At 69.2% G+C, this 19,395-nt stretch carries 15 protein-coding genes and 2 pseudogenes; 12 read left to right on the forward strand and 5 right to left on the reverse strand.

Annotated elements, in window-relative coordinates:
• Positions 1-375 precede the first annotated feature (375 nt).
• The 7 genes and pseudogenes from ACFXC1_RS41930 to ACFXC1_RS41960 all read left to right on the forward strand — a co-directional run bounded on the left by ACFXC1_RS41930 (position 376) and on the right by ACFXC1_RS41960 (position 8,741).
• Positions 376-2,013, forward strand: coding sequence for an MFS transporter (locus ACFXC1_RS41930; protein ID WP_381253150.1), 1,638 nt, complete (start codon positions 376-378; stop codon positions 2,011-2,013).
• A gap of 200 nt (positions 2,014-2,213) precedes the next feature.
• Entirely contained in the window at positions 2,214-3,188 is a 975-nt protein-coding gene (locus tag ACFXC1_RS41935) for an Lrp/AsnC family transcriptional regulator (RefSeq protein ID WP_381253153.1), read from the forward strand.
• Positions 3,189-3,248: 60 nt separating this feature from the next.
• Complete coding sequence (locus tag ACFXC1_RS41940) at positions 3,249-4,262, forward strand: amidohydrolase family protein (protein WP_381253155.1); 1,014 nt, start codon at positions 3,249-3,251, stop codon at positions 4,260-4,262.
• A gap of 112 nt (positions 4,263-4,374) precedes the next feature.
• A pseudogene (locus ACFXC1_RS41945) lies at positions 4,375-5,027 on the forward strand (IS630 family transposase); the annotation flags it as partial.
• Positions 5,028-5,211: 184 nt separating this feature from the next.
• Positions 5,212-5,961, forward strand: coding sequence for an SDR family oxidoreductase (locus ACFXC1_RS41950; protein ID WP_381253158.1), 750 nt, complete (start codon positions 5,212-5,214; stop codon positions 5,959-5,961).
• Positions 5,962-6,313: 352 nt separating this feature from the next.
• On the forward strand, positions 6,314-7,153 hold the full coding sequence (locus ACFXC1_RS41955; RefSeq protein ID WP_381253160.1) for a helix-turn-helix transcriptional regulator: 840 nt from the start codon (positions 6,314-6,316) through the stop codon (positions 7,151-7,153).
• A gap of 844 nt (positions 7,154-7,997) precedes the next feature.
• Complete coding sequence (locus ACFXC1_RS41960; protein ID WP_381253163.1) at positions 7,998-8,741, forward strand: NADPH-dependent F420 reductase; 744 nt, start codon at positions 7,998-8,000, stop codon at positions 8,739-8,741.
• 253 nt (positions 8,742-8,994) lie between these two features.
• On the opposite strand, the gene ACFXC1_RS41965 is transcribed toward ACFXC1_RS41960, so the two are convergent.
• Positions 8,995-9,387, reverse strand: a complete 393-nt coding sequence (locus ACFXC1_RS41965; protein ID WP_381253166.1) for a nuclear transport factor 2 family protein — start codon at positions 9,385-9,387, stop codon at positions 8,995-8,997.
• A gap of 238 nt (positions 9,388-9,625) precedes the next feature.
• On the reverse strand, positions 9,626-10,006 hold the full coding sequence (locus ACFXC1_RS41970) for a DUF6233 domain-containing protein (protein WP_381253169.1): 381 nt from the start codon (positions 10,004-10,006) through the stop codon (positions 9,626-9,628).
• Between ACFXC1_RS41970 and ACFXC1_RS41975 the strand changes: the two genes are divergently transcribed.
• The 5 genes from ACFXC1_RS41975 (at position 9,957) to ACFXC1_RS41995 (ending at position 13,957) form a co-directional block, all read left to right on the forward strand.
• The gene (locus ACFXC1_RS41975; protein ID WP_381253172.1) at positions 9,957-10,706 is read left to right on the forward strand and encodes an SDR family oxidoreductase; all 750 of its coding nucleotides are present in this window, start codon (positions 9,957-9,959) and stop codon (positions 10,704-10,706) included. The genes ACFXC1_RS41970 and ACFXC1_RS41975 overlap by 50 nt on opposite strands.
• 339 nt (positions 10,707-11,045) lie before the next feature.
• Entirely contained in the window at positions 11,046-11,882 is an 837-nt protein-coding gene (locus ACFXC1_RS41980; RefSeq protein WP_381253175.1) for a helix-turn-helix transcriptional regulator, read from the forward strand.
• Between the two features lie 247 nt (positions 11,883-12,129).
• A complete protein-coding gene (locus ACFXC1_RS41985; RefSeq protein WP_381253178.1) occupies positions 12,130-12,723 on the forward strand; it encodes a TetR/AcrR family transcriptional regulator in 594 nt (197 codons plus the stop codon).
• Between the two features lie 106 nt (positions 12,724-12,829).
• Positions 12,830-13,567 (forward strand): NADPH-dependent F420 reductase, encoded by a 738-nt coding sequence (locus tag ACFXC1_RS41990; RefSeq protein ID WP_381253181.1) that lies wholly within the window; start codon positions 12,830-12,832, stop codon positions 13,565-13,567.
• Positions 13,568-13,678: 111 nt separating this feature from the next.
• Entirely contained in the window at positions 13,679-13,957 is a 279-nt protein-coding gene (locus tag ACFXC1_RS41995; RefSeq protein WP_381253184.1) for a hypothetical protein, read from the forward strand.
• A gap of 417 nt (positions 13,958-14,374) precedes the next feature.
• On the opposite strand, the pseudogene ACFXC1_RS42000 reads toward ACFXC1_RS41995, so the two are convergent.
• The 3 genes and pseudogenes from ACFXC1_RS42000 to ACFXC1_RS42010 all read right to left on the reverse strand — a co-directional run bounded on the left by ACFXC1_RS42000 (position 14,375) and on the right by ACFXC1_RS42010 (position 19,384).
• Positions 14,375-15,920, reverse strand: a pseudogene (locus tag ACFXC1_RS42000) (ISL3 family transposase).
• Between the two features lie 180 nt (positions 15,921-16,100).
• Positions 16,101-17,366: an NAD(P)/FAD-dependent oxidoreductase gene (locus ACFXC1_RS42005; protein ID WP_381253187.1), complete on the reverse strand. Its 1,266-nt coding sequence runs from the start codon at positions 17,364-17,366 to the stop codon at positions 16,101-16,103.
• On the reverse strand, positions 17,363-19,384 hold the full coding sequence (locus ACFXC1_RS42010) for a LodA/GoxA family CTQ-dependent oxidase (RefSeq protein WP_381253189.1): 2,022 nt from the start codon (positions 19,382-19,384) through the stop codon (positions 17,363-17,365). Before ACFXC1_RS42010 ends, ACFXC1_RS42005 begins: the two co-directional genes overlap by 4 nt.
• Positions 19,385-19,395: the final 11 nt, after the last annotated feature.

The raw sequence follows: 19,395 nt of genomic DNA on the forward strand, positions 1-19,395 counted from the left end.
GCCCTCCGGAACGGCCCCTCCCCCAGTAGGAGTGATCATGACGACCTTTGCCTTTGCCGGCGCCGTCCCCGGGCCCGAATACCAGCGCGGCTGGGACGGCTGCACCCGCCGCTCTGTCAGACCTTGGGGCAGGCCGGGTGATGCGACTACTCATCCCCGTCGGGCACCGCTGGTCGGCGCCGTCTTCGCAGTGCAGCGGAGGGAGCTGTTGTCCGGAGGTTCTTTGCAGGGTCGGACTTCCTCCGGACCGAAGGCCCGGGCGTCGGATTTCCGGGATACGGCGCTCGTGGCTGGCCTCGGCGCCCCGGCGGGACGGAACGTTGCGGCGGAAGTCGGCCGACCACAGCGCCTGGCGCCTAAGGGAGAGAGTCTTTCGTGAACGTCACGACCACGGCGAACGCGCCGCAGGACCGGCGGGTGCCCACACTCGTCATGGCCTGCGTCGGCGTGTTCGTCGCCTATCTGCCGGTGACCACCGTCTCGGCGAGCCTGCCCGCCATTCAGCGGGCGCTGGACACATCGACCTCGCAGCTGTCCTGGGTGAGCGTCGCGTTCGTGCTGCCCATGGCCGCGCTCATCCTCACCGCGGGCGTCTTCGGTGACGTGCACGGCCGTAAGAAGGTGTTCCAGGCGGGCCTGGCCTTCAGCGGTCTGGGGGCCCTGATCGCACTGTGCGCCCAGTCGATCGAGGTCGTCTGGGCCGGGCAGGTCTTCGCCGGTCTGGGTGCGGCAGCGTTGCTGCCCACGACCCTGGCCCTGATCAGCCACGCCGTCCCCGACCCACGCGAGCGCGGGAGGTTCATCGGCGTGTGGGCGACCTCCCTGATAGCCGCCCTCGCATTCGGCCCCGTCATCGCGGGCGTGATCCTCGACCACTTCGCATGGCGCTGGCTCTACCTGCTGCCCGTCCCCGCCTCGCTGCTCGCGCTGGTCGTCTCGACGAAGCTGCTCACCGACTCCCGTGCCCCAGGCACACGCCGACTGGACTGGCCCGGCCAGCTCACCTCCGCGCTGGCCATCACCGCTCTGGTCTACGGGATCATCGAGGGCGGCGCCAACTCCTTCACCGACACCAAGGTGATGCTTGCCCTGTCCACCGCCGTGGTCGCATCAGTCGCCTTCGTCCTGGTGGAGCGGCACAGCCCCAGCCCGATGCTGGACCTGACACTGTTCCGCAGCCCCTCCTTCACCGCCACCGCGCTGATCGCCATGATCAGCTTCCTCGGGCTCATCGGGTTCTTCTTCGCCCTCAGCCTCTACTTCGGCATGGTCCAGCAGCTCAGCACCCTCGAATCGGCCTGGCGGCTACTGATGGTGTGCATAGTGCCGCTGGTCCTCGGTGTCCCCATGGGGCGCCTGGTGCACCGGGTGTCTCCCCGGGTGCTGATTCCCGGCGGCCTCCTGCTCGCGGCAGTCGCGCTGCTGTCCCTGACCACGATCGACGCCCACACCTCGTTCGGTTCACTGGCCTGGCGACTGGCCCTGCTCGGCCTGGGCGTGTCGTTCGTCCTGACCCCGATGACCGCCACCGCCGTCAGCTCGGTGCCGTTCCACCAGGCCGGTATGGCCGCTGCCGCCAACAACGCCTTCCGTCAGCTCGGCGCCGCCCTCGGCCCCGCTGTCCTGGGCACACTGCTGTCCTCTCGGGCCGTGGACGCACTGCCCAGACACCTCACCGCCGCGGGACTGGGCGGGGCGACGGTCCGGCGCGTCACCGAGGCCGCGGACGCCGGCGGACTGAGTGCGGTCGGCCGGCTTCCCCTGGGCGCGGACACCCCGCGTGTCCTCGGCGCCCTGTCGCAGGCGTTCATCGACGGTCTTCAGCTCTGTCTGGTCGTCGCGGCCGTCCTGACGCTGCTGGCCGGCGCGGTGGGATTCGTCCTGCTGCGCCGGCCGCAGCAGCCGGCCCCACCAGCCGCAGACCCGGCTGCCTCCGCCCAAACGCCTCGCAGCCCCGACCTGCCCACCGCCGACACTCGGACGCTGCCGGCCACAGGCAGCCGGCCCTCCTGAGCGTCCGCCCCGCACCGAGGTGGCACCAGACGTACCGGCACGGCTCAGGAGCGGACAGCCGCCGAGCCGGTACCGGCGCTGTCCGTGGGGACGGGCACGGCGCCGCCCAGTGGCCTGGGACCGGCCCCCCTGGTCCCAGGCCACCCAGCACTGTCGTACGACATGACGTGAACAGCACCCGCTCGAAACAGGAGCCATCGATGCAGCCCGCTTCGCCCGACGCGCTCGATCTGAAGCTGCTGCACGCGCTCCAGGTGGACGGGCGGGCACCGTTCAGCCGTATCGCCGAGATCCTCGGCGTGTCCGACCAGACCGTCGCCCGCCGCTTCCGCAAACTGCGCACCACCGCCGGACTCAGGATCGTCGGCATGACCGACGAGAGCCTGCTGGGCCGCCAGAGCTGGATCGTCCGGCTGCGCTGCACTCCCGACGTGGCCGAACAACTCGCCACCGCGCTGGCCCGGCGCCCCGACACCTCACACGTCGATCTCATCTCCGGCGGCACCGAAGTGCTGTGCGCCATGGAACCCCCCAGCCGACAGGCCCGCGACGCACTGCTCTTCGACCGCCTGCAACGCACACCGCAGGTCATTTCGGTCAGCGCCCACTGCCTGCTGCACACCTTCTACGGAGGTCCCCTCGGCTGGCTCGACAAGACTCAAGCGCTCGAACCCGGCCAGGAGGCGGCACTGCGTCTCCCGTACAGCGAACCGGTAGCCGCCCCCATCACTCTCGACGGAGCGGACGAGGCGCTGATCGCCGTGCTGCGGCGCGACGGCCGGGCAACCTTCAGTGAATTGCAGACCAGCACGGGCCAGTCGGAGTCCGCTGTCAAGCGGCGCCTGGAGCGTCTGCGCTCCACGGGCATCCTCTACTTCAAGGTGCAGCATGACCGCGAGTCCCTCGGACACGGCATCAGCGCGATGCTCTGGCTCACCGTCGCCCCCTCCGCACTCGACGCCGCCGGACGGAAGCTGGCCGAACACCACGAGGTCCGCTTCGCCGGCGCCACCACCGGCCAGGCCAACCTCCTCGCCACCGTCGCCACATCGAGCACCAGCGAGCTCTACACATACCTCAGCAAGAAGATCGGCGGCCTCGACGGCGTGCAGGCCGTGGAAACCGCCCTGACCCTGCGGCATGTCAAACAACTCACCTACGAGCCGAGCCGCTGACCGCCGAGCACCGCCCCCCCTGTATCGCACTCACATTCCAATTGGACGGAGAACAAGATCATGCGCATCGTTGCTCTAGAGGAACATGTCCTTTTCACTGATCTGGCGCAGAGGATTTCCGCTGCGGACGTCGCTGCATCCGGATGGGTGCCGGCCGGATGGGCACCCTCTGATGCAGACAAGGCGGCGAGTGCGCTCGACCGAGCCCTGGACGATACGCAGCAGGAACGCATCGGCTCGATGGACGAAGCCGGAATCACCATGCAGGTGCTGTCGGCCGTGGGCCCGGGCGCCGAGATGCTGGCCGGTGAGGAGGGTGTGAGCCTTGCGCGCGACTATAACGACCGACTGGCCCAGGTCGTCGAACGGCAACCGGATCGGTTCGCGGCGTTCGCGCACCTCCCCATGAAGAATCCCGAGGCGGCGGCAGACGAACTGGAACGGTGCGTGACCCGACTGGGCTTCCGCGGCGCCTCGATCAACGGGACCACCGACGGACTGTTCCTCGACGACCCGCGCTTCGCTCCGATCCTGTCGCGTGCCGAGGCCATCGGCGCCCCCCTCTATATTCATCCCGGACCCGCGCCACGTGTGGTGCGCGACATCTACTTCCAGGGGCTGCCGGACTTTACCGCGTTCATCTTGTCCAATGCCGGTTTCGGCTGGCATGCGGAAACGGGGCTTCACATTCTGCGCCTGGTCGTGTCGGGTGCACTCGACCGAAATCCGGATCTGAAGCTGATCATCGGCCATATGGGCGAGCTGCTGCCGATGATGCTCCAGCGCGTCGATGCGATGTTCGGACCGGGAACGGCGATCGGGCTGAAGCGGGACGTATCGCAGACCATCTTGGATCAGGTGTGGATCACGACCAGTGGTTTCTTCGACCAGTCCGCGTTCCTTGCCGCCCTGACCGCTTTCGGTGCGGATCGCATCCTTTTCTCGGTCGATTATCCGTACAGCCCCAATGACGAGGCCACGGCGTTCCTCAACAGCTTGCCGGTTTCTCCCGCCGATCGGGCGCGGATCGCCCATGGCAACGCCGACGCGCTCCTTGGCTTGCCAGGAGCCTGATCGTTCGCGCTCTCAGACTCTCAAGGAATTTGGAGAGATACTACTGAACTTGATCGGGTGATGACGGGGCGTTCTCCTTACGCCTCTGCGATGGTCAAGTAGCTGTGGGCTTGTGAGATACGCGCAGGGCGGTGGGCTGACCGACGCTGGGAAGGCAGCGCGGGAGCGGGTCCGGCTGCAGGCCGTGGACCGCTTCGAGCGCGGGGAGAAGAACCGGGAGGTCGCCGCCGCGCTGCGAGTGAGCGAGCGGTCCGTGAAGCAGTGACGCCGGTCCTGGCGCGAACGCGGTGCGGCCGGTGTCGCCTCCGAGGGATCACCCGGACGACCCCAGCTCAGCAACGCTTAAGTGGCCTGGCATGAAAGCGAGTTGCAGCGTGGACCGTTGCCACCCGGCGGGGCAGATCAGCGGTGGACACTGGCCCGGGTGAAGACGCTCATCGGTCGCATGTTCCACGTCTCGTACACGCTCCAAGGCACGTGGCGGCTCCTGAGACGGCACGGCTGGTCGTGGCAGCAGCCCACCCGCCGGGCCATCGAACGCGACGACGCGGCGGTCGAGTTGTGGAAGAAGGACGTCTGGCCTCGGGTAAAAACACCGCAGCGGCTCTCGGTGCCTGGATCGTCTTCCAGGACGAGGCCGGGCAGCCGCTGACGCCGCCGCGCTCCAGGACCTGGGGCCGCAGGGGCTGCACGCCCGCAGTGCGGGTACGCGGGCAAGGATCGGGCCGGGTGTCGCTGGCAGGGATGGTCTGCTACCAGCCGGGCCGTCTCCTACCGACGGCTCCCTGCGCCCGGTCTGGAGGCGCTGACCGGCAGGGGCGCCTTCTACGGCTCAGCCAGAGACCGCCGATCCATGGATAAACCGTCCTCTCCCACCCCCTCGCGGGCGCCCCTACGGTCGAGGGTGCGGGCGCTCACCGGCCCGCCGTACCGAAGGAGCAACACCCCCATGAAGATCACCGGCAACACGATCCTGATCACTGGCGGCACCTCGGGCATCGGCCTCGGCCTGGCCCTGCGCTTGCACGAGGCCGGCAACAAGGTGATCGTCGCCGGCCGCCGCAAGGAACTCCTCGACGAGATCACCGCCGAGCACCCCGGCATCGACGCACTCGTCCTCGACGTCGCCGACCCCGACTCGATCGCCCAGGCCCGCGAGACCGTGGCGGCGAGCCACCCCGAGCTGAACGTCCTGGTCAACAACGCCGGCATCATGCTGCGCGAGAACCTCCTCGACCCAGCCGAACTCCCGATCGCCGAGGATCACGTCGCGACCAATCTGCTCGGCACGATCCGAATGACGTACGCCTTCCTGCCGCTGCTCGCGGGCAAGGACGACGCGGTCGTCATGAACGTCACCTCGGCGCTGGCGTTCGTCCCGTATCAGAGCACCCCGACCTACAGCGCGACCAAGGCCGCGCTGCACTCCTTCTCCGAGAGCCTGCGCATACAGCTCGGCGGTGCCGACACCGGCATCCAGGTGATCGAGGTGGTCCCGCCGGGCGTGCGCACGACCCTGCTGGGCCAGGAGGACAACGAACACTCCATGCCGTTGGACGACTTCCTCACCGAAACCCTCGACCTGCTGCGCGAGAAGCCCGACACGAAGGAGATCGTCGTCGAGCGCGCAAGGTTCATCCGCGACGCTGTGGCCAACGGCTCCTACGACGATGTCCTCGCCATGATCGCCGGCAGCTGACCGACCTGCTGTTTCCGACGGGAAGCAACAGCACGCGAGCGCCGTCGCACGGCGAGCCTCGTCGTATCGGCCAGGCCGGGTGACGATGCCTGGGCTCGGGCTACGCGTCAGGTGTTCTCGATGGAGACCGTCGCCGCAGGCCGTCTTCCATGCCTACGGCCTGCGGCGTACCGCCGACAGAGGTGAATTTCCCAGCGGGTCACGTAGGTCAGGTGATCATCGGGTCGTCTCGCTGTACGCGCCCTCGCATCGGCCGTGTGAGCGGCTTCGCGCGGGTGGGGGGCAGGGGAAGCCTCAGCCATGGATCGGCGGTCTCTGGATAGCCGGGCGGGATGCGGCGAGGATGGTGGGCATGGACAAGAAGGAACTGGCGGAATTCCTGCGACGGCGGCGTGAGGCGCTGCGCCCGCGTGACGTCGGCCTGGCCGAGGGGTCACGCAGGCGTACGCAGGGGCTGCGCCGCGAGGAGGTCGCCCAGCTCGCCGGCATGTCCACCGACTACTACGCCCGCCTGGAACAACAGCGCGCACCTCAGCCCTCAGTCCAGATCACCACCGCCCTGGCCCGGGCGCTGCAGCTGACCCTGGACGAGCGGGATCATCTCTTCGTGCTCATCGGCCACAACGCACCGGCCCGTTTCCACCGCTCCGAACACGTCAGCCCGACCCTGATGCGGGTCCTGGACCGCCTGGACGACTCCCCGACCCTGGTGCAGACCGACCTGCTCGACACCCTCGCGATGAACCCCTTGGCCATCGCCCTGCTCGGCGACCTGACCCGCCACACCGGTCTGGCCAGTAGCGGCTACTACCGCTGGTTCATGGACCCGGCCGAACGTCTGGTGTATCCCGAGGAGGTCCACGAACATCACGGCCGCGCCCATGCAGCGCGCCTGCGGGCCGCGCTGACAGCCGGCAGCGACACCCCCCGAGCCGCCCGGATTCTCGCGGAACTCCAGGAACACAGCCCCGAGTTCGTCCGCATGTGGGAACTCCAGGAGGTCGCGCAGAGCTACGAGGACTGCAAGACCCTCCTCCATCCCGAACTCGGCCGCATCGACGTCGATGCCCAGCTCCTGTTCACCGAAAATCGCGCCCAGACTCTGGTGGTGTTGACCACTCGCCCCGGCACGGAGAGCCACAGCAAACTCGAACTGCTCTCCGTCATAGGGCACCAACAGCTCACTTCCTGACGTCCTGAAACGGGGGACGGGCCGGGCTCGGCGCTGGAGGGGCCGAACAAGTTGGAGACCTGTGTGCCGGATCGGGTCAGGGGCGCTGGTGATGCATGCGGGTCACGGTCCAGGACGCCGGAAGTCGTCGGGACCGGCGGCGCGGCACTCCGCGCACCCACTTCCGCACGGCTCTTGTCCTGCGCGCCCCTGCCATACAGACGCCCCTGGGCTGTCCGGGCTCCGTGGTCGGGTCGCCGGTCAGACCGGATGCGGCCGCAGGATTACGGCAGGCAGGAGGACGCATGAGCGCCGGTGCACAGCGGGGACGCAAGCCCCGCGCGGACGTCCAGCGCAACCGCCCGGCCTCCTGAGTGCACCCAGGTTCCGGCCGGAACGTCCGGCCGCGCGGCTCGTGGACGACACCGGCTTCGGCCCCTGCGACACCGGCACGCCGACTCCTGACGCCAGCAGCCGAACAGCCCCGCCTACTGCACCGAACTGACCCTCGACGAACTGCCCGAGGCGCTGGCCGCGGCCATCCGCGACAGCCTCCCGGAACGCCTCACCACCACCCTCCCGGCCACGGCCACCCAGGAAGACGTCGGCGAGATGAACCGCGCCGCCCACCGCTGAGTCACCCGACGCGACTCTCGCGGACGCGACGGCACGTGGTCGGCAACGCCGGCACACCACGAACACGCACGACGAGCACGAAGAGCTGCGCTCACTTCGGCAAGGTCGTCATCACCCGCTTACACCACCGCGCCCGCGGTCGGCCGCAACCCCGGTCGCGCCGCTGGGACCAGGCCCGGGAACCCCGGTCACCGAAACCGGGGTTCCGTTCCGGACAAGGAGTCTCACCATGAAGATCGGCATTATCGGCACCGGGAACATCGGCAAGACATTGACCAGGCGGTTGAGCGCGGCCGGGCACGAGGTAAAGGCGGCCAATTCGCGCGGCCCGGAGACGATCGGGGCGGACGTGCTGTCCTCGGGCGGACGCGCGGTGGCCGCGTCGGAAGCCGTAGTGGACGTCGACGCCGTGATCCTCTCCATTCCCTTCGCCCGCATTCCGCAGGTCGCACCACTGATCGCCAAGGTGCCGGCTGACACGGTGGTCATCGACACCTCGAACTACTTCCCGCGTCCGGACAACGGAATCGCGGCGATCGAGGCCGGCCAGGCCGAGAGCGTGTGGGTTGCAAAGCTGCTGGGCCGGCCCATCGTCAAGGCGTGGAACTCGATCGGAGCCGAGTCGTTCGCGCACAGGAACAAGCCGGCGGGAAGTGCGGACCGCATCTCACTCTCCGTCGCGGCCGACAGTCCGAGAGAGCGTGACCTGGCAATGACACTGGTAGAGGACACCGGGTTCGACGCCTTTGATGCGGGGCCGCTCGTGGAATCGTGGCGGCAGCAGCCCGGCACACCCGCCTACTGCACGGATCTCACCCGTCAGGAGCTGCCAGACGCACTGGCGACGGCCGATGCGGCGCGATCACCGAAGCGGCGCGACCTGGAACTCGCCGTCATCCGGGAACGTTTCGGGGCCGGCGTGCAACCGGACGCGGAATACCTTGTCCGCCTGAACCGCGCAATTTCCATGTGAGTAGGGACGTGGGCCGACGCGGTGACCCGTGAAAGACCCTCGTGTCCCGCCCTCGTCTCCAGTGCTCCGCGACGAACGCCGCCACCCCCCGCGGCCGGTTATGAGACCGGCGCTTGGTACCCGCCTTCTGCTCTCCTGAAAGACAGTCAACTGCCACAGGTGGTGATGCTGGGCAACAGGCGCCTCACCAGTGCCGGCCACCCCGGCGACGGCCTCAGGCCCAACCCCGGAAACGGCGACATTCCGCGGTCTCCTAGCGGCGAGGTGGCCACGTGAGATGGATGACCCGCCGGGAAATACGCCAGCCGTCATCAGTGCGTCGCAGGTCGTCGGCGTAGACGACGCTGGCGACACCGCCGCCCTCCAGCAGGCTCAGACCTTTGGATCGGGCCCGGACCTCGTCGCCTGGGCCTTCCGACACAACGATGTTCGTCGTGTGGTGGGCTTTCGCATGTCCGGGGGCGTTCATGAAAGTCGCGATCGCGTCCAGCCCGACGACCGGGTCGCCGCCGAAGACGCTGCCGTCCCACACCGCGTCTTCGGTGAGGCATTCACCGAGACGGTCCAGTTCGTGGTCGTCCATGATGTGCGCCCACAGCGCCACGGCCCTGCTGATTTCGACGGTGTCTTCATTCGTGGGTTTCACGTTCGGCTCTCCATTTTGTGCGTTGCTGGATCAGGCATCGGCGCCGCTCAGCATGGCCAGCACCTGGTCGTAGGTGCCCGTTGGCCTCGGCGACGTTCTCCTTCGCCGCAGGGGCCCGGCGCGCCCGGCAGTCTCGACTATGGGGGTGTATCGGCGGGGGCGGGAGAGGATCACATATCCATGGACCGACGATCCTCCCCGGCCGGCCACGATCGCGTGGATGAGCTACGAGACATGCTCAACCAGCTCGTACGGGACGTCGAGCATGGGGCTGCACAGTGGGGCACAGCCGGGTGCCGGGATGCTCCGCGGCGTCCAGTGCCTGGTCCAGGGTCAGCAGCGGCGCCCCGTCGAGTGCGTCCTCGCAGTCGACAGCGTGGACTACGTCCGTCGAGGCCGCGGCAACCGTCCAGTTTCTGCAGGACCCAGCCCGACGGGCCGCGTTCGCTTCACGAGGCAGAGACCACCGATCCATGGATAAACCTTCCTCTCCCGCCCCTCTGCGCGCGCTCCTACGGTCGAGGCTGCGGGCGCTCACCGACCCGCCGTACCGAAGGAGCGGGACCCTCATGAAGATGACTGGCAACACGATCCTGATCACCGGTGGTACCTCGGGCATCGGCCTCGGCCTGGCCCTGCGTCTGCACGAGGCCGGCAACAAGGTGATCGTCGCCGGCCGGCGCAAGGAGCTGCTGGACGAGATCACGGCCGAGCACCCGGGCGTCGATGCGCTCGTCCTCGATGTCGCTGACCCCGACTCGATCGCCCGGGCCCGTGAGACTGTGGCGGCGAGCCACCCGGGGCTGAATGTCCTGGTCAACAACGCCGGCATTCAGGTGCTTGAGAACGTCCTGGACCCGGCCGGACTGCAGGTCGCCGAGGATCACGTGGCGACCAATCTGCTCGGTACGATCCGGATGACGTACGCCTTCCTTCCGCAGCTGATGGGCAAGAACGACGCGGTTGTCGTGAACGTCACCTCAGCGCTGGCGTTCGTACCGCTGCCGATCACGCCGACCTACAACGCGACCAAGGCCGCGCTGCACTCCTTCTCCGAGAGCCTGCGCATCCAGCTCTCTGGTGCCGACGCCGGAGTCCAGGTGATCGAGGTGGTCCCGCCGGCTGTGCGCACGACTCTGATGGGCCAGGAGGACAACGCCCAGTCCATGCCGTTGGACGACTTCCTCACCGAGGCCCTCGACCTGCTGCGTGAGAGGCCCGACGCGAAGGAGCTGGTCGTGGAGCGAGCCAGGTTCCTCCGCGACGCGCAGGCCAACGGCTCCTACGACGGCGCCCTCGCCATGATCAGCGGCAGCTGACCGACTTCCTGGGGCAGACGCGGAGCAACAGCACGCGAGCGGGTCCCGTTGGGCCACATCATGGACGAAGGCGAACTGGACCCGCCCCGAGGAGACCCTCACCGAAAACCCGGAACGGTAAGGAAGGGTCTTCGGCTTCGCCCCGGTCGTCGCATGGGAGGCGACCGGCTCCGTCCTGAGCGCCGAGGGGTACGCGAGCGCCCGTCTGACACACCGAACATCGCTGCACGCGCCCTCGCGTCGGCCGTACGAGCGGCTTCGCGCGAGCAGAAGAGGAGGGCTCAGCCATGGATCGGCGGTCTCTGGATAGCCGGGCGGGATGCGGCGAGGATGGTGGGCATGGACAAGAAGGAACTGGCGGAATTCCTGCGCCACCGGCGTGAGGCGCTGCGCCCGCGTGACGTCGGCCTGGCCGAGGGGTCACGCAGGCGTACGCAGGGGCTGCGCCGCGAGGAGGTCGCCCACCTCGCCGGCATGTCCACCGACTACTACGCCCGCCTGGAGCAGCAACGCGCACCCCAGCCCTCCGTCCAGATCACCACCGCCCTCGCCCGGGCATTGCGGCTGACCCTGGACGAAAGTGACCATCTCTTCGTCCTCATCGGCCACAACGCCCCGGCCCGCTTCCTGCGCTCGGAGCATGTCAGCCCGACGCTGCTGCGGGTCCTGGACCGCCTGGACGACTCCCCGGCCCTGGTGACGACGGACCTGGTCGACACTCTCGCGATGAACCCGCTGGCCGTCGCGCTGCTCGGCGACCAGACCCGCCACACCGGTCTGGCCAGTAGCGGCTACTACCGCTGGTTCATGGACCCAGCCGAGAGGCTGGTGTTTCCCGAGGAGACCCACGAACGCCACGGCCGCGCCCAGGCGGCACGCCTGCGGGCCGCGCTGACCGCCGGCAGCGACACTCCCCGAGCCGCCCGGATCCTCGCCGAACTCCAGGAACACAGCCCCGAGTTCGTCCGCATGTGGGAACTCCAGGAGGTCGCGCGCTACGGCGACTGCAAGACCCTCCTCCATCCCCAACTCGGCCGCATCGACGTCGACCCCCAGCTCCTGTACACCGAGAACCGCGCCCAGACCCTGGTGGTGCTCACCACCCGCCCCGGCACGGAGAGCCACAGCAAACTCGAACTGCTCTCCGTCATAGGGCACCAACAGTTCACCCCCTGACGTCCTGAACCGGGGGACGGGCCGGGCTCGGCGCGGGAGGGGCCGGACAAGGACACCCTGGAATGGTGCAGTCTGCATGGATTTCACCCCGCGCTCTACGGCCAAATGCGTCGACTTCCTGCGATGTCCGGGCTCCGCACTCACGCCGCCCATTTGACCGGACGCTGCCTCCGTTTTACTCTCGACCAAGTACGGAGGCAGCATCCGTTTTGATGCGGCCGCAGGATCACGGCAGGCAGGAGGGTGCATGAACGCCGGTGAACAGCGGGGACGCAAGCCCCGTGCGGACGTCCAGCGCAACCGCGCGGCCCTCCTGGAGACCGCGCAGCGTCACTTCTTGCAGCACGGGGTCGGCACCTCCCTTGAGGCGGTGGCCAAGGAGGCGGGCGTCGGGCCCGCCACCCTGTACCGCCACTTCCCCACCCGGGAGGCACTGCTGGCGGCCGTGCTGCAGACCCGCTCCGAGGAACTCGTGGCCCGCCAGGCGGACATCGAGCAACTCGGCGACCCGGCCGAGGCGCTGGAGCAGTGGCTGCGGGCGATCGAGGAGTACCTCAGCGCCTACAGCGGTCTGCCCGACCCGCTCATGGCCGCAGCCCGGGCACAGGAGCCGGACAACCCGCTCACGATTCCCTGCGACATCCTCATCTCCGCCACCGATCAGTACGTGCGAGCCGCCCAGCTCGCGGGGCGCGTGCGCGCGTCGGTTCGGGGGCACGACCTGTTCCTCGCGGCCTGCTCCGTTGCCTGGATCAAGGGCACCGGCACCGAGGAGGAGCCGCTCAACCGGCTCCGTACGCTCATCGCGAGCGGCTACCGCCAGCAGGACACCCAGGCGTAAACCGCCAGTCACCCCGCCCCGACGCCCGCAACGCCAGGCGGCACCACCACACAGCCATCACCTCGCGCCGCCCTCAGGGGCGGCACAACCCTCTAAGGAACAAATCATGAAAATTACCGTCATAGGCGCCGGTGCCATCGGCGGGAACCTCGCTGCCAAGCTCAGCACGGCCGGGCACGACGTCCAGGTGGCCGATGCCCGCGGCCCCGAGGCCGTCCGGGCCGAGGTGCTGGAGTCCGGGGCTCGCGCGGCGGACCTCTCCGACGCCGTCCTGGGCCGGGACGTCATCATCCTGTCGATCCCGTTCGGAGTGGCAGGGAAGCTGGCAGACCTGTTCGCGTCGGTACCCGACGAGACGGTGGTCATCGACACCTCGAACTACTACCCCGGCATGCTCAGCGAGCCGATCGCAGCGGTGGACAACGGCCAGGTGGAGAGCGTGTACACCGCCGAGCTGCTCGGCCGCCCCGTGGTCAAGGCGTGGAACGCCGCGCTGGCCGAGACCCAGCGGACCAAGGGTGTTCCGGCCGGAACGCCCGGCCGCCTCGCCATCCCCGTCGCCGGCGACTCCGGCAAGGCGCGGAAGGTGGCCATGAGCCTGGTGGACGACACCGGCTTCGACCCCTACGACACCGGCACTCTGGCCGACTCCTGGCGCCAGCAGCCGAACAGCCCTGCCTACTGCACCGAACTGACCCTCGACGAACTGCCGGCGGCTCTGGCCGCGGCCGACCGCGTCAAGGACGCGGCCATCCGCGACAGCCTCCCGGAACGCTTCGCCGCCCTCCCGGCCAACCCCACCGTCGACGACGTCGTCGAGATGAACCGCGCCGCCCACCGCTGAGTCACCCGACGCGGCTCTCGTGCACGCAAGGCACGAGAGCGGCAGCGCCCGCAGCCCACCCCCGACCGGACCCTGTGTCGCACACCCTCCAGCCCGGCCCAGACACCCGTCATGGCCGACTGCCGGCCACTGGTCTGCCGCAACGCCGCCCTCACCCCAGCCAACCACCACGCACTCACCGGCCACCTCGCCGCCTTGGACGTCACCCTCGCCGACGGCGAGCGCCTCGCCCCTACGTCCGCCACCGCCTCGAAGATCAACGCCGCGAGACCGGGCCGCCTTCCTGACCCGACACGCCCCGGAGCCCTCGCCGTGAAACGTGCCCTGCCCGACACCGACGCCGTCAAAGCCGCCAACGATCATGTCGTCGACCAAGCCGCCTCCACCTGACGCCGCCCCACCGTCACCGCCGTCGAACGCCACCTCGGCATCCCGCACGCCACCTTCCACCACCACTACAACGACCTGATCGACACCAACTTCCGGCCCCGCGTCGCCACCCCCGCGCCGCCCGCGACGAAGACCAGCGACCGCAGGGAGGCGAACCTGCAGCGGCTGCGGCAGGAGAACACGGACCTGCGGCGCACCCTGGCTCTGTATGAAGAGGCCATCCGGCAGCTCTCGCTCGAAAACGACGCCCTGCGCCAGGGCGCCGCCGTCCTGCCGCTGCCCGCACGCGCCCGACAGATCCCGAGGTCACGGTCCTGACCTCATCCGATACGAAGACCGGGGCCCCGGTCGTTCGCCTGGCGGGAGTGTAAATATTTAACGGCCCTGCCTCACATACGGTGGTGACGGAGGGTGACGCTACCCGAGGAGGATGCGGTGGCGGAGGAGGGTGAAGCCTGCTCGTCCGTGCATCTGGCGCGCGATCCGTTTGGTCTTGGCGTTGACGCCCTCGGTGGCGCCATTGCTGTACGGAAGCGTGAGCGCGGCGATCACGGCGTCGAGGTCCCGCTCCAGGCCTTGGGTGAAAGCGTGCAGGTGAGGCAGATCGACTGCGCGGACCTGGACGATCCAGCGCGAGAGTGCGTCGGCATTTTCTGCGCAAGGCATCAGGAGCTCGGCGAAGTCTCCGATGACGGCGGCCAGTTGGGTCATCTAGGGGCAGGCTGCGGTGATCCGGGCCAGCAGATCGCGATGCTCGGCCTTGAGGTTGTCGGGCCTGGTGAGGATCATCCGGGCGAGCCGGCGCGGGGAGATGTGGCTGCGGTCAGCGTCCGCGCGGCCCTGGTTGATGTCCTTGTGCAGGAGGTTGAGGCAGCCGGTAAAGCCGAGGCCTTGATCTCTTCGAAGAGGTGCTTGACGGGGACTGCGGCGTCTTCGGCCCGGCGTTTACGCAGGTGCTCACGGTAGGGGTCGACGAGGCTGGCACGGTACTTGGGGACGCGGAGCATCCGCTCGGGCCGGTCGGCTCGCGCGTAGCGTTTGACGGTGTTCAGGGCCAGCTACAGGCGGCGGGCGCACTCGATCAGGCCCACGCCCTGGTCGAGTAGACCGTGGACCTGGTGCCAGCGTTCCAGGGTCGTGTGCGCGGGGCCCGTCGTACAGGGGCGCGTCCAGCACGGCGGCCCAGCAGATGCTGTGTGCCGTCACCTCGCTCAGGGCGGCTTCGCACAGGTTGTGCCACAGATGCCATCTGTCCGCGACCTGCACCGCGTCGGGCAGGGCACGCCGGATGGCCTCGGCATACGTCGCGGAGCCGTCACGGCACACGACCTCGACGCCCGGATGGTCGCGCAGCCACGCTTCCAGCGTGTCGGCGGTGCGGTCGGGCAGCACATCGATCCGCTCATGGGTCTCGGCGTCGATCACCACGGTGGCACAGCGGTGCCGCCGGCGCAGAGCGAAGTCGTCGACGCCGATCACGCGGGGCGTCCGCCCGGTCGGCAACGGGATGCGCAACAGGGCGCGCAGGGCCGTGTGACGAGACAGGCCCGCCGCGAGTATCGCCAGCACACGTGACCCCGCCCGACCCGCTAACTCCTTGACCACAGCCATGACTTGCCTGGTCAGACGGGCCGTGCGTCGCTGGTAACGCTCCAGCACCCCGAGCACCTGCTCGCGGAAGGTCTGCCGGCAGCCGCGCGTGGGACACACCAAGCGGCGCACCCGCACCCGCACCACCACCCGCCGTCCGTCGACCGGCACGTCGGCCACCGTCCGCAGGTGAGATCCGTGCACCCGCCCCGACGACACCCCGCACACCGGACATACCGCGGTGCCCCGCGGAGTCCGTGCCCGCACGCTCGCCCTCGTCGGCCACATCCTCTATGACCAGCGGGGAAAGACCCGAAAACACCGTCTGCACGAGCTCGTTGACATTCTTCACGCGAGTGTCAACGACCTTCATGACTTTCCGTCACCACCGAATGTGAGACAGGGCCGTTAAATTGACACACCCTCTTCCCGCACAGCATCACATCGCGAAGCTCTCCTACATAAAGCTCCTCTTCGCGTTCAGGACACAACCCGACAGAATCAAGATCAGGCCGGTGCGCCTGAGCAGTCCAGGTCGCACCGGCCGAGGCTGTCAGGGCACGTCGGCCAGGCGCCGCGCCCAGAAGGAGCGGTCGGTCCAGCGGGCCTCTTGGGCGTGGATGACACGGTGGCCGCGCAGATATGCGCTCCGTGCGGCCGCGACCTGGTCCGCGTAGGCGCCGAGGGACGAGTCCGCGCCGTGAGGAACGCCACTCAGGCGGGCGTCGACGGCCAGGCCCGCGCTCAGCCCGGTGTAGAGGGCGGTCAGCACGCCCTGGGAGGAGAGCGGGTCGAAGGCGACCGCCGCGTCACCGGCGGCGGTCCAGCCGTCTCCGTACACCCGGTCCAGGTGCGCCGTGTGCGCGGCGGCCCGGCGGGGCGCGGTGGGTGACGTGGGCGGGGGCCCGTCCCGGTGGACCCATCGGGACACGTGGCGGGTAGCCGACATCCGTCGGTGGAAGTGGCGTGCGGTGTGGGTGGCGGCCGGCAGGTCGGTGTCGGTGAAGTAGGCGACCAGGCGCCCGCCGGAGGGCTGCGGGGCGGTGTACCACCAGCCGTCCTCGTCGGACTCGACGAGGGAGCGGCGGTCGGTGTCCAGCGGGTCCGCTTCCAGGGGCACGTACAGGGCTGTGAGCCGGTCCCGGACCCGCCGCCGGGCCCCGCACCGGACCGCTATCGCGGCGGCGCGGCCGGTGGCGTCGATCACCCAGCGGCAGCGCACCGTACGCTCGCCACCGGACGCGGACCCGGACCCGCCTCCGCCTGCGGACCCGCCCCCGGACCCGGAACCGGCCTCGGACCCGGGCCCCGGCCCGGTATCGGACCCGGACCCCGGCCCGGTATCGGACCCGCTACCGGCAGGGCCCGTGCCGCCGCGCAGGACCAAGGTCCAGCCGCTGTCCGGCGTCCGCACCGTTTCGCGTACGGCCGTGCCCTCGGCGACCTCCGCCCCGGCCGCGCGGGAGGCATCGCGCAGTCGCTGGTCGAACAGCCGTCGGTCGAGGTGCCAGCCATGGCCGTGCGGGTCGTTGATGAAGTCGACGGCGTGCAGTTCGGCCGAACCCCACGCCGAAAGACTGCCGTAGCAGGGCAGGTGTCCGGAGTCGAGAACGCGGTCGGCTATGCCGAGGTCGCCGAGCAGGACCCGCCCGGCGGGTACGAGCGTCTCGCCGACCTTGGGCGGCCCGGTGCCGGCGTCCGCCAGCAGGACCGTACGGCCCGCCCGGGCAAGCATGAGCGCGGCGGCACAGCCGGCCGGGCCGCCGCCCGCCACCACGACGTCGTAGGTGTCCGCGCCGAGAGCGAGGGCGGCGCTCACCGCGCGTCGCGGAAGGGGTCGAGTTTCTCGAGGTATCCGGCGGTGATCTCCTCCTCGCGGTAGCCGGTCGCCCTGGCCGCTTCGCCGACCGCCCGTGCCGCCGACTCGGCCTCGACGGCTTCGGGGGCGAGCATTCCCTCGGGCGAGCGGCCTGCCGCCGCGGCCAACACGTGCGGACCCACCTCGGGCACCTGCACGTTGACGAGGTTCGCCCTGTCCGGTGCCTGAGCGAGCGGTTGTGCCGGGCGCGACTCCACCAGGATCCGTTCGGGGAACTTCCCGTCGCCCACGGTGTAGTCGCGCACCTCGACGACGCCGAGTTTGAACCAGTCCTTGATCATCTGGGTGCGCTGCTCGTTCATGGTGCCGGTGAGTCCGCGCAGCCAGGTCGCCCGCCGCTCGAACGCCTCCTCCCGGGCGCTGTCGTCGCTCCCGGCCGACGGCGTGTTGACCTTCTCGAAGTCCTCCAGCTTGAGCACATGGTTGGGTACCTGGGCAGGCCAGAAGGTCGGCAGGTACGGGCTGTACCGGGGCCCCAGGTTGGCCAGCACCTCGTAGCCGGAGCGGCAGCTCGCGGTGTCCGCCTGCCAGGGGGCGGCCATCCAGCGGGTGAGGTCTCCGGGGCCCTGTGCCTGGAGGGGGCCAGTGGCGGAGACCGCCTCGTCCGGCAGCAGGGTGGGTCCGTAGTCGGGTTCCGCGGTGGCGGGGGCGCGGTGCCGGATGCGGAAGGGGGCGCTGAACATGCTCGCGTGCCTGATCGGCCAGGTGACCTCGATCCCCGGGTGGAACGCGTCGGCGGCGCAGCCCTCCAGGGCCGCCCGGTCCAGCAGCCCCGGCTGCTCGGCGGCCGGGGCGTCGTCGACCGTGGGGCGCGGCTGCTGCAAGGGTCCGGCCACGAACGCCCCGTCCGCCCAACGCTGCAGCATCCAGTCCTGGGTCGGCGACAGCGCCAGGTGCTGAAGCACGGACTTGGGCTTGCTGGCCATGGCGTCGCCGTAGAGCCACGGCCACGGCAGCGGGGACTTTCCGTCACGGTCGTAGTCGCGCAAGGAGGCGTACACCTGGCGGCGCAGTTCCCGGGTTCGGTTGGACGGATCGGCGAGTCTCTTGCGCATCGTCGGGGAGAGGAAGAAGTTGGGACCGTTCCAGCCGAACTGGGTCGCGAAACCGTGGTTGACCCACTGCAGATCGCAGAACCTGCGGAATATCGGCTCGATGTGGTCGGCGAACGAGATCTGCTGCGGTCGGGTCAGCGAACCGGCCTGGACGAATACGTCGAAGAGCAGGTCGTAGAGGGTACGGACGGACTTCACGCCGGGGGCGTAGTGCGGAGGTCCCACCACGACCCAGGCCGGGACGGCGGTCAGATCCTGGCCGCCGATTGTGACCTTCGCTGTCACCGGGCCGTCGGACACGTCGTCGTACCAGGTGTCGTTGTTGGTGACCCCGGTGATCGGCTTGTTCTGGTAGGAGGCGGAGTTTCCCCGGCCGCCGAGCACCACCAGGCGGCCGTCGGAACGGGTGGAGATCTCGCCGAGGTACACCGCCTTGTCCATGACCTTTCCGGTGTCGAACTTCTGCGTCTCGGTCTTCGAGCCGCGAACGGTGCGGCTGCCGGGATCGTTGACCAGCTTCTTCCTGTCGGCGCCCACGACGTCGGCGTTGCGTCGGCCGTACTGCTCTGCCGTGAGCGTCTTGCCCTCGGGGATGTCCAGCGCCAGATGGAACTGATACCAGGCGGCCTTCTTGTTGGCCAGATGCACTGTCCACTGGATCTCGGTGACACCCTCGCTGCCCGGCTTCAGTTCCCGTACGACCTCCCCGGCGGCGTTGTAGCCGTACACACGGAATCGTGCGGCCTGCCTCCGTATCGCCCCGGAAGCGTCCTTGTAGGAGCCTGCGTCCGCTGGTTTCTGGTCCGGTGATTCCGGGCCGATGAAAGGTGCCTCTGCGCTGTTGCCGACCCGGGCGACACCGATGGCGGGGTGGATCTTCACCTGCACGATGTGGCTGTCCATCAAAGAACCCT

Source organism: Streptomyces hokutonensis, assembly GCF_042751305.1.
In the GTDB taxonomy this organism is placed as follows: Bacteria; Actinomycetota; Actinomycetes; order Streptomycetales; family Streptomycetaceae; genus Streptomyces; species Streptomyces hokutonensis_A.

Coding starts and splice junctions, on each gene's coding strand:
- ACFXC1_RS41935 (WP_381253153.1), top strand. CDS start 2,214: ATGCAGCCCGCTTCGCCCGACGCGCTCGATCTGAAGCTGCTGCACGCG.
- ACFXC1_RS41940 (WP_381253155.1), top strand. CDS start 3,249: ATGCGCATCGTTGCTCTAGAGGAACATGTCCTTTTCACTGATCTGGCG.
- ACFXC1_RS41950 (WP_381253158.1), top strand. CDS start 5,212: ATGAAGATCACCGGCAACACGATCCTGATCACTGGCGGCACCTCGGGC.
- ACFXC1_RS41955 (WP_381253160.1), top strand. CDS start 6,314: ATGGACAAGAAGGAACTGGCGGAATTCCTGCGACGGCGGCGTGAGGCG.
- ACFXC1_RS41960 (WP_381253163.1), top strand. CDS start 7,998: ATGAAGATCGGCATTATCGGCACCGGGAACATCGGCAAGACATTGACC.
- ACFXC1_RS41975 (WP_381253172.1), top strand. CDS start 9,957: ATGAAGATGACTGGCAACACGATCCTGATCACCGGTGGTACCTCGGGC.
- ACFXC1_RS41970 (WP_381253169.1), bottom strand. CDS start 10,006: ATGCCCGAGGTACCACCGGTGATCAGGATCGTGTTGCCAGTCATCTTC.
- ACFXC1_RS41980 (WP_381253175.1), top strand. CDS start 11,046: ATGGACAAGAAGGAACTGGCGGAATTCCTGCGCCACCGGCGTGAGGCG.
- ACFXC1_RS41985 (WP_381253178.1), top strand. CDS start 12,130: ATGAACGCCGGTGAACAGCGGGGACGCAAGCCCCGTGCGGACGTCCAG.
- ACFXC1_RS41990 (WP_381253181.1), top strand. CDS start 12,830: ATGAAAATTACCGTCATAGGCGCCGGTGCCATCGGCGGGAACCTCGCT.
- ACFXC1_RS41995 (WP_381253184.1), top strand. CDS start 13,679: ATGGCCGACTGCCGGCCACTGGTCTGCCGCAACGCCGCCCTCACCCCA.
- ACFXC1_RS42010 (WP_381253189.1), bottom strand. CDS start 19,384: ATGGACAGCCACATCGTGCAGGTGAAGATCCACCCCGCCATCGGTGTC.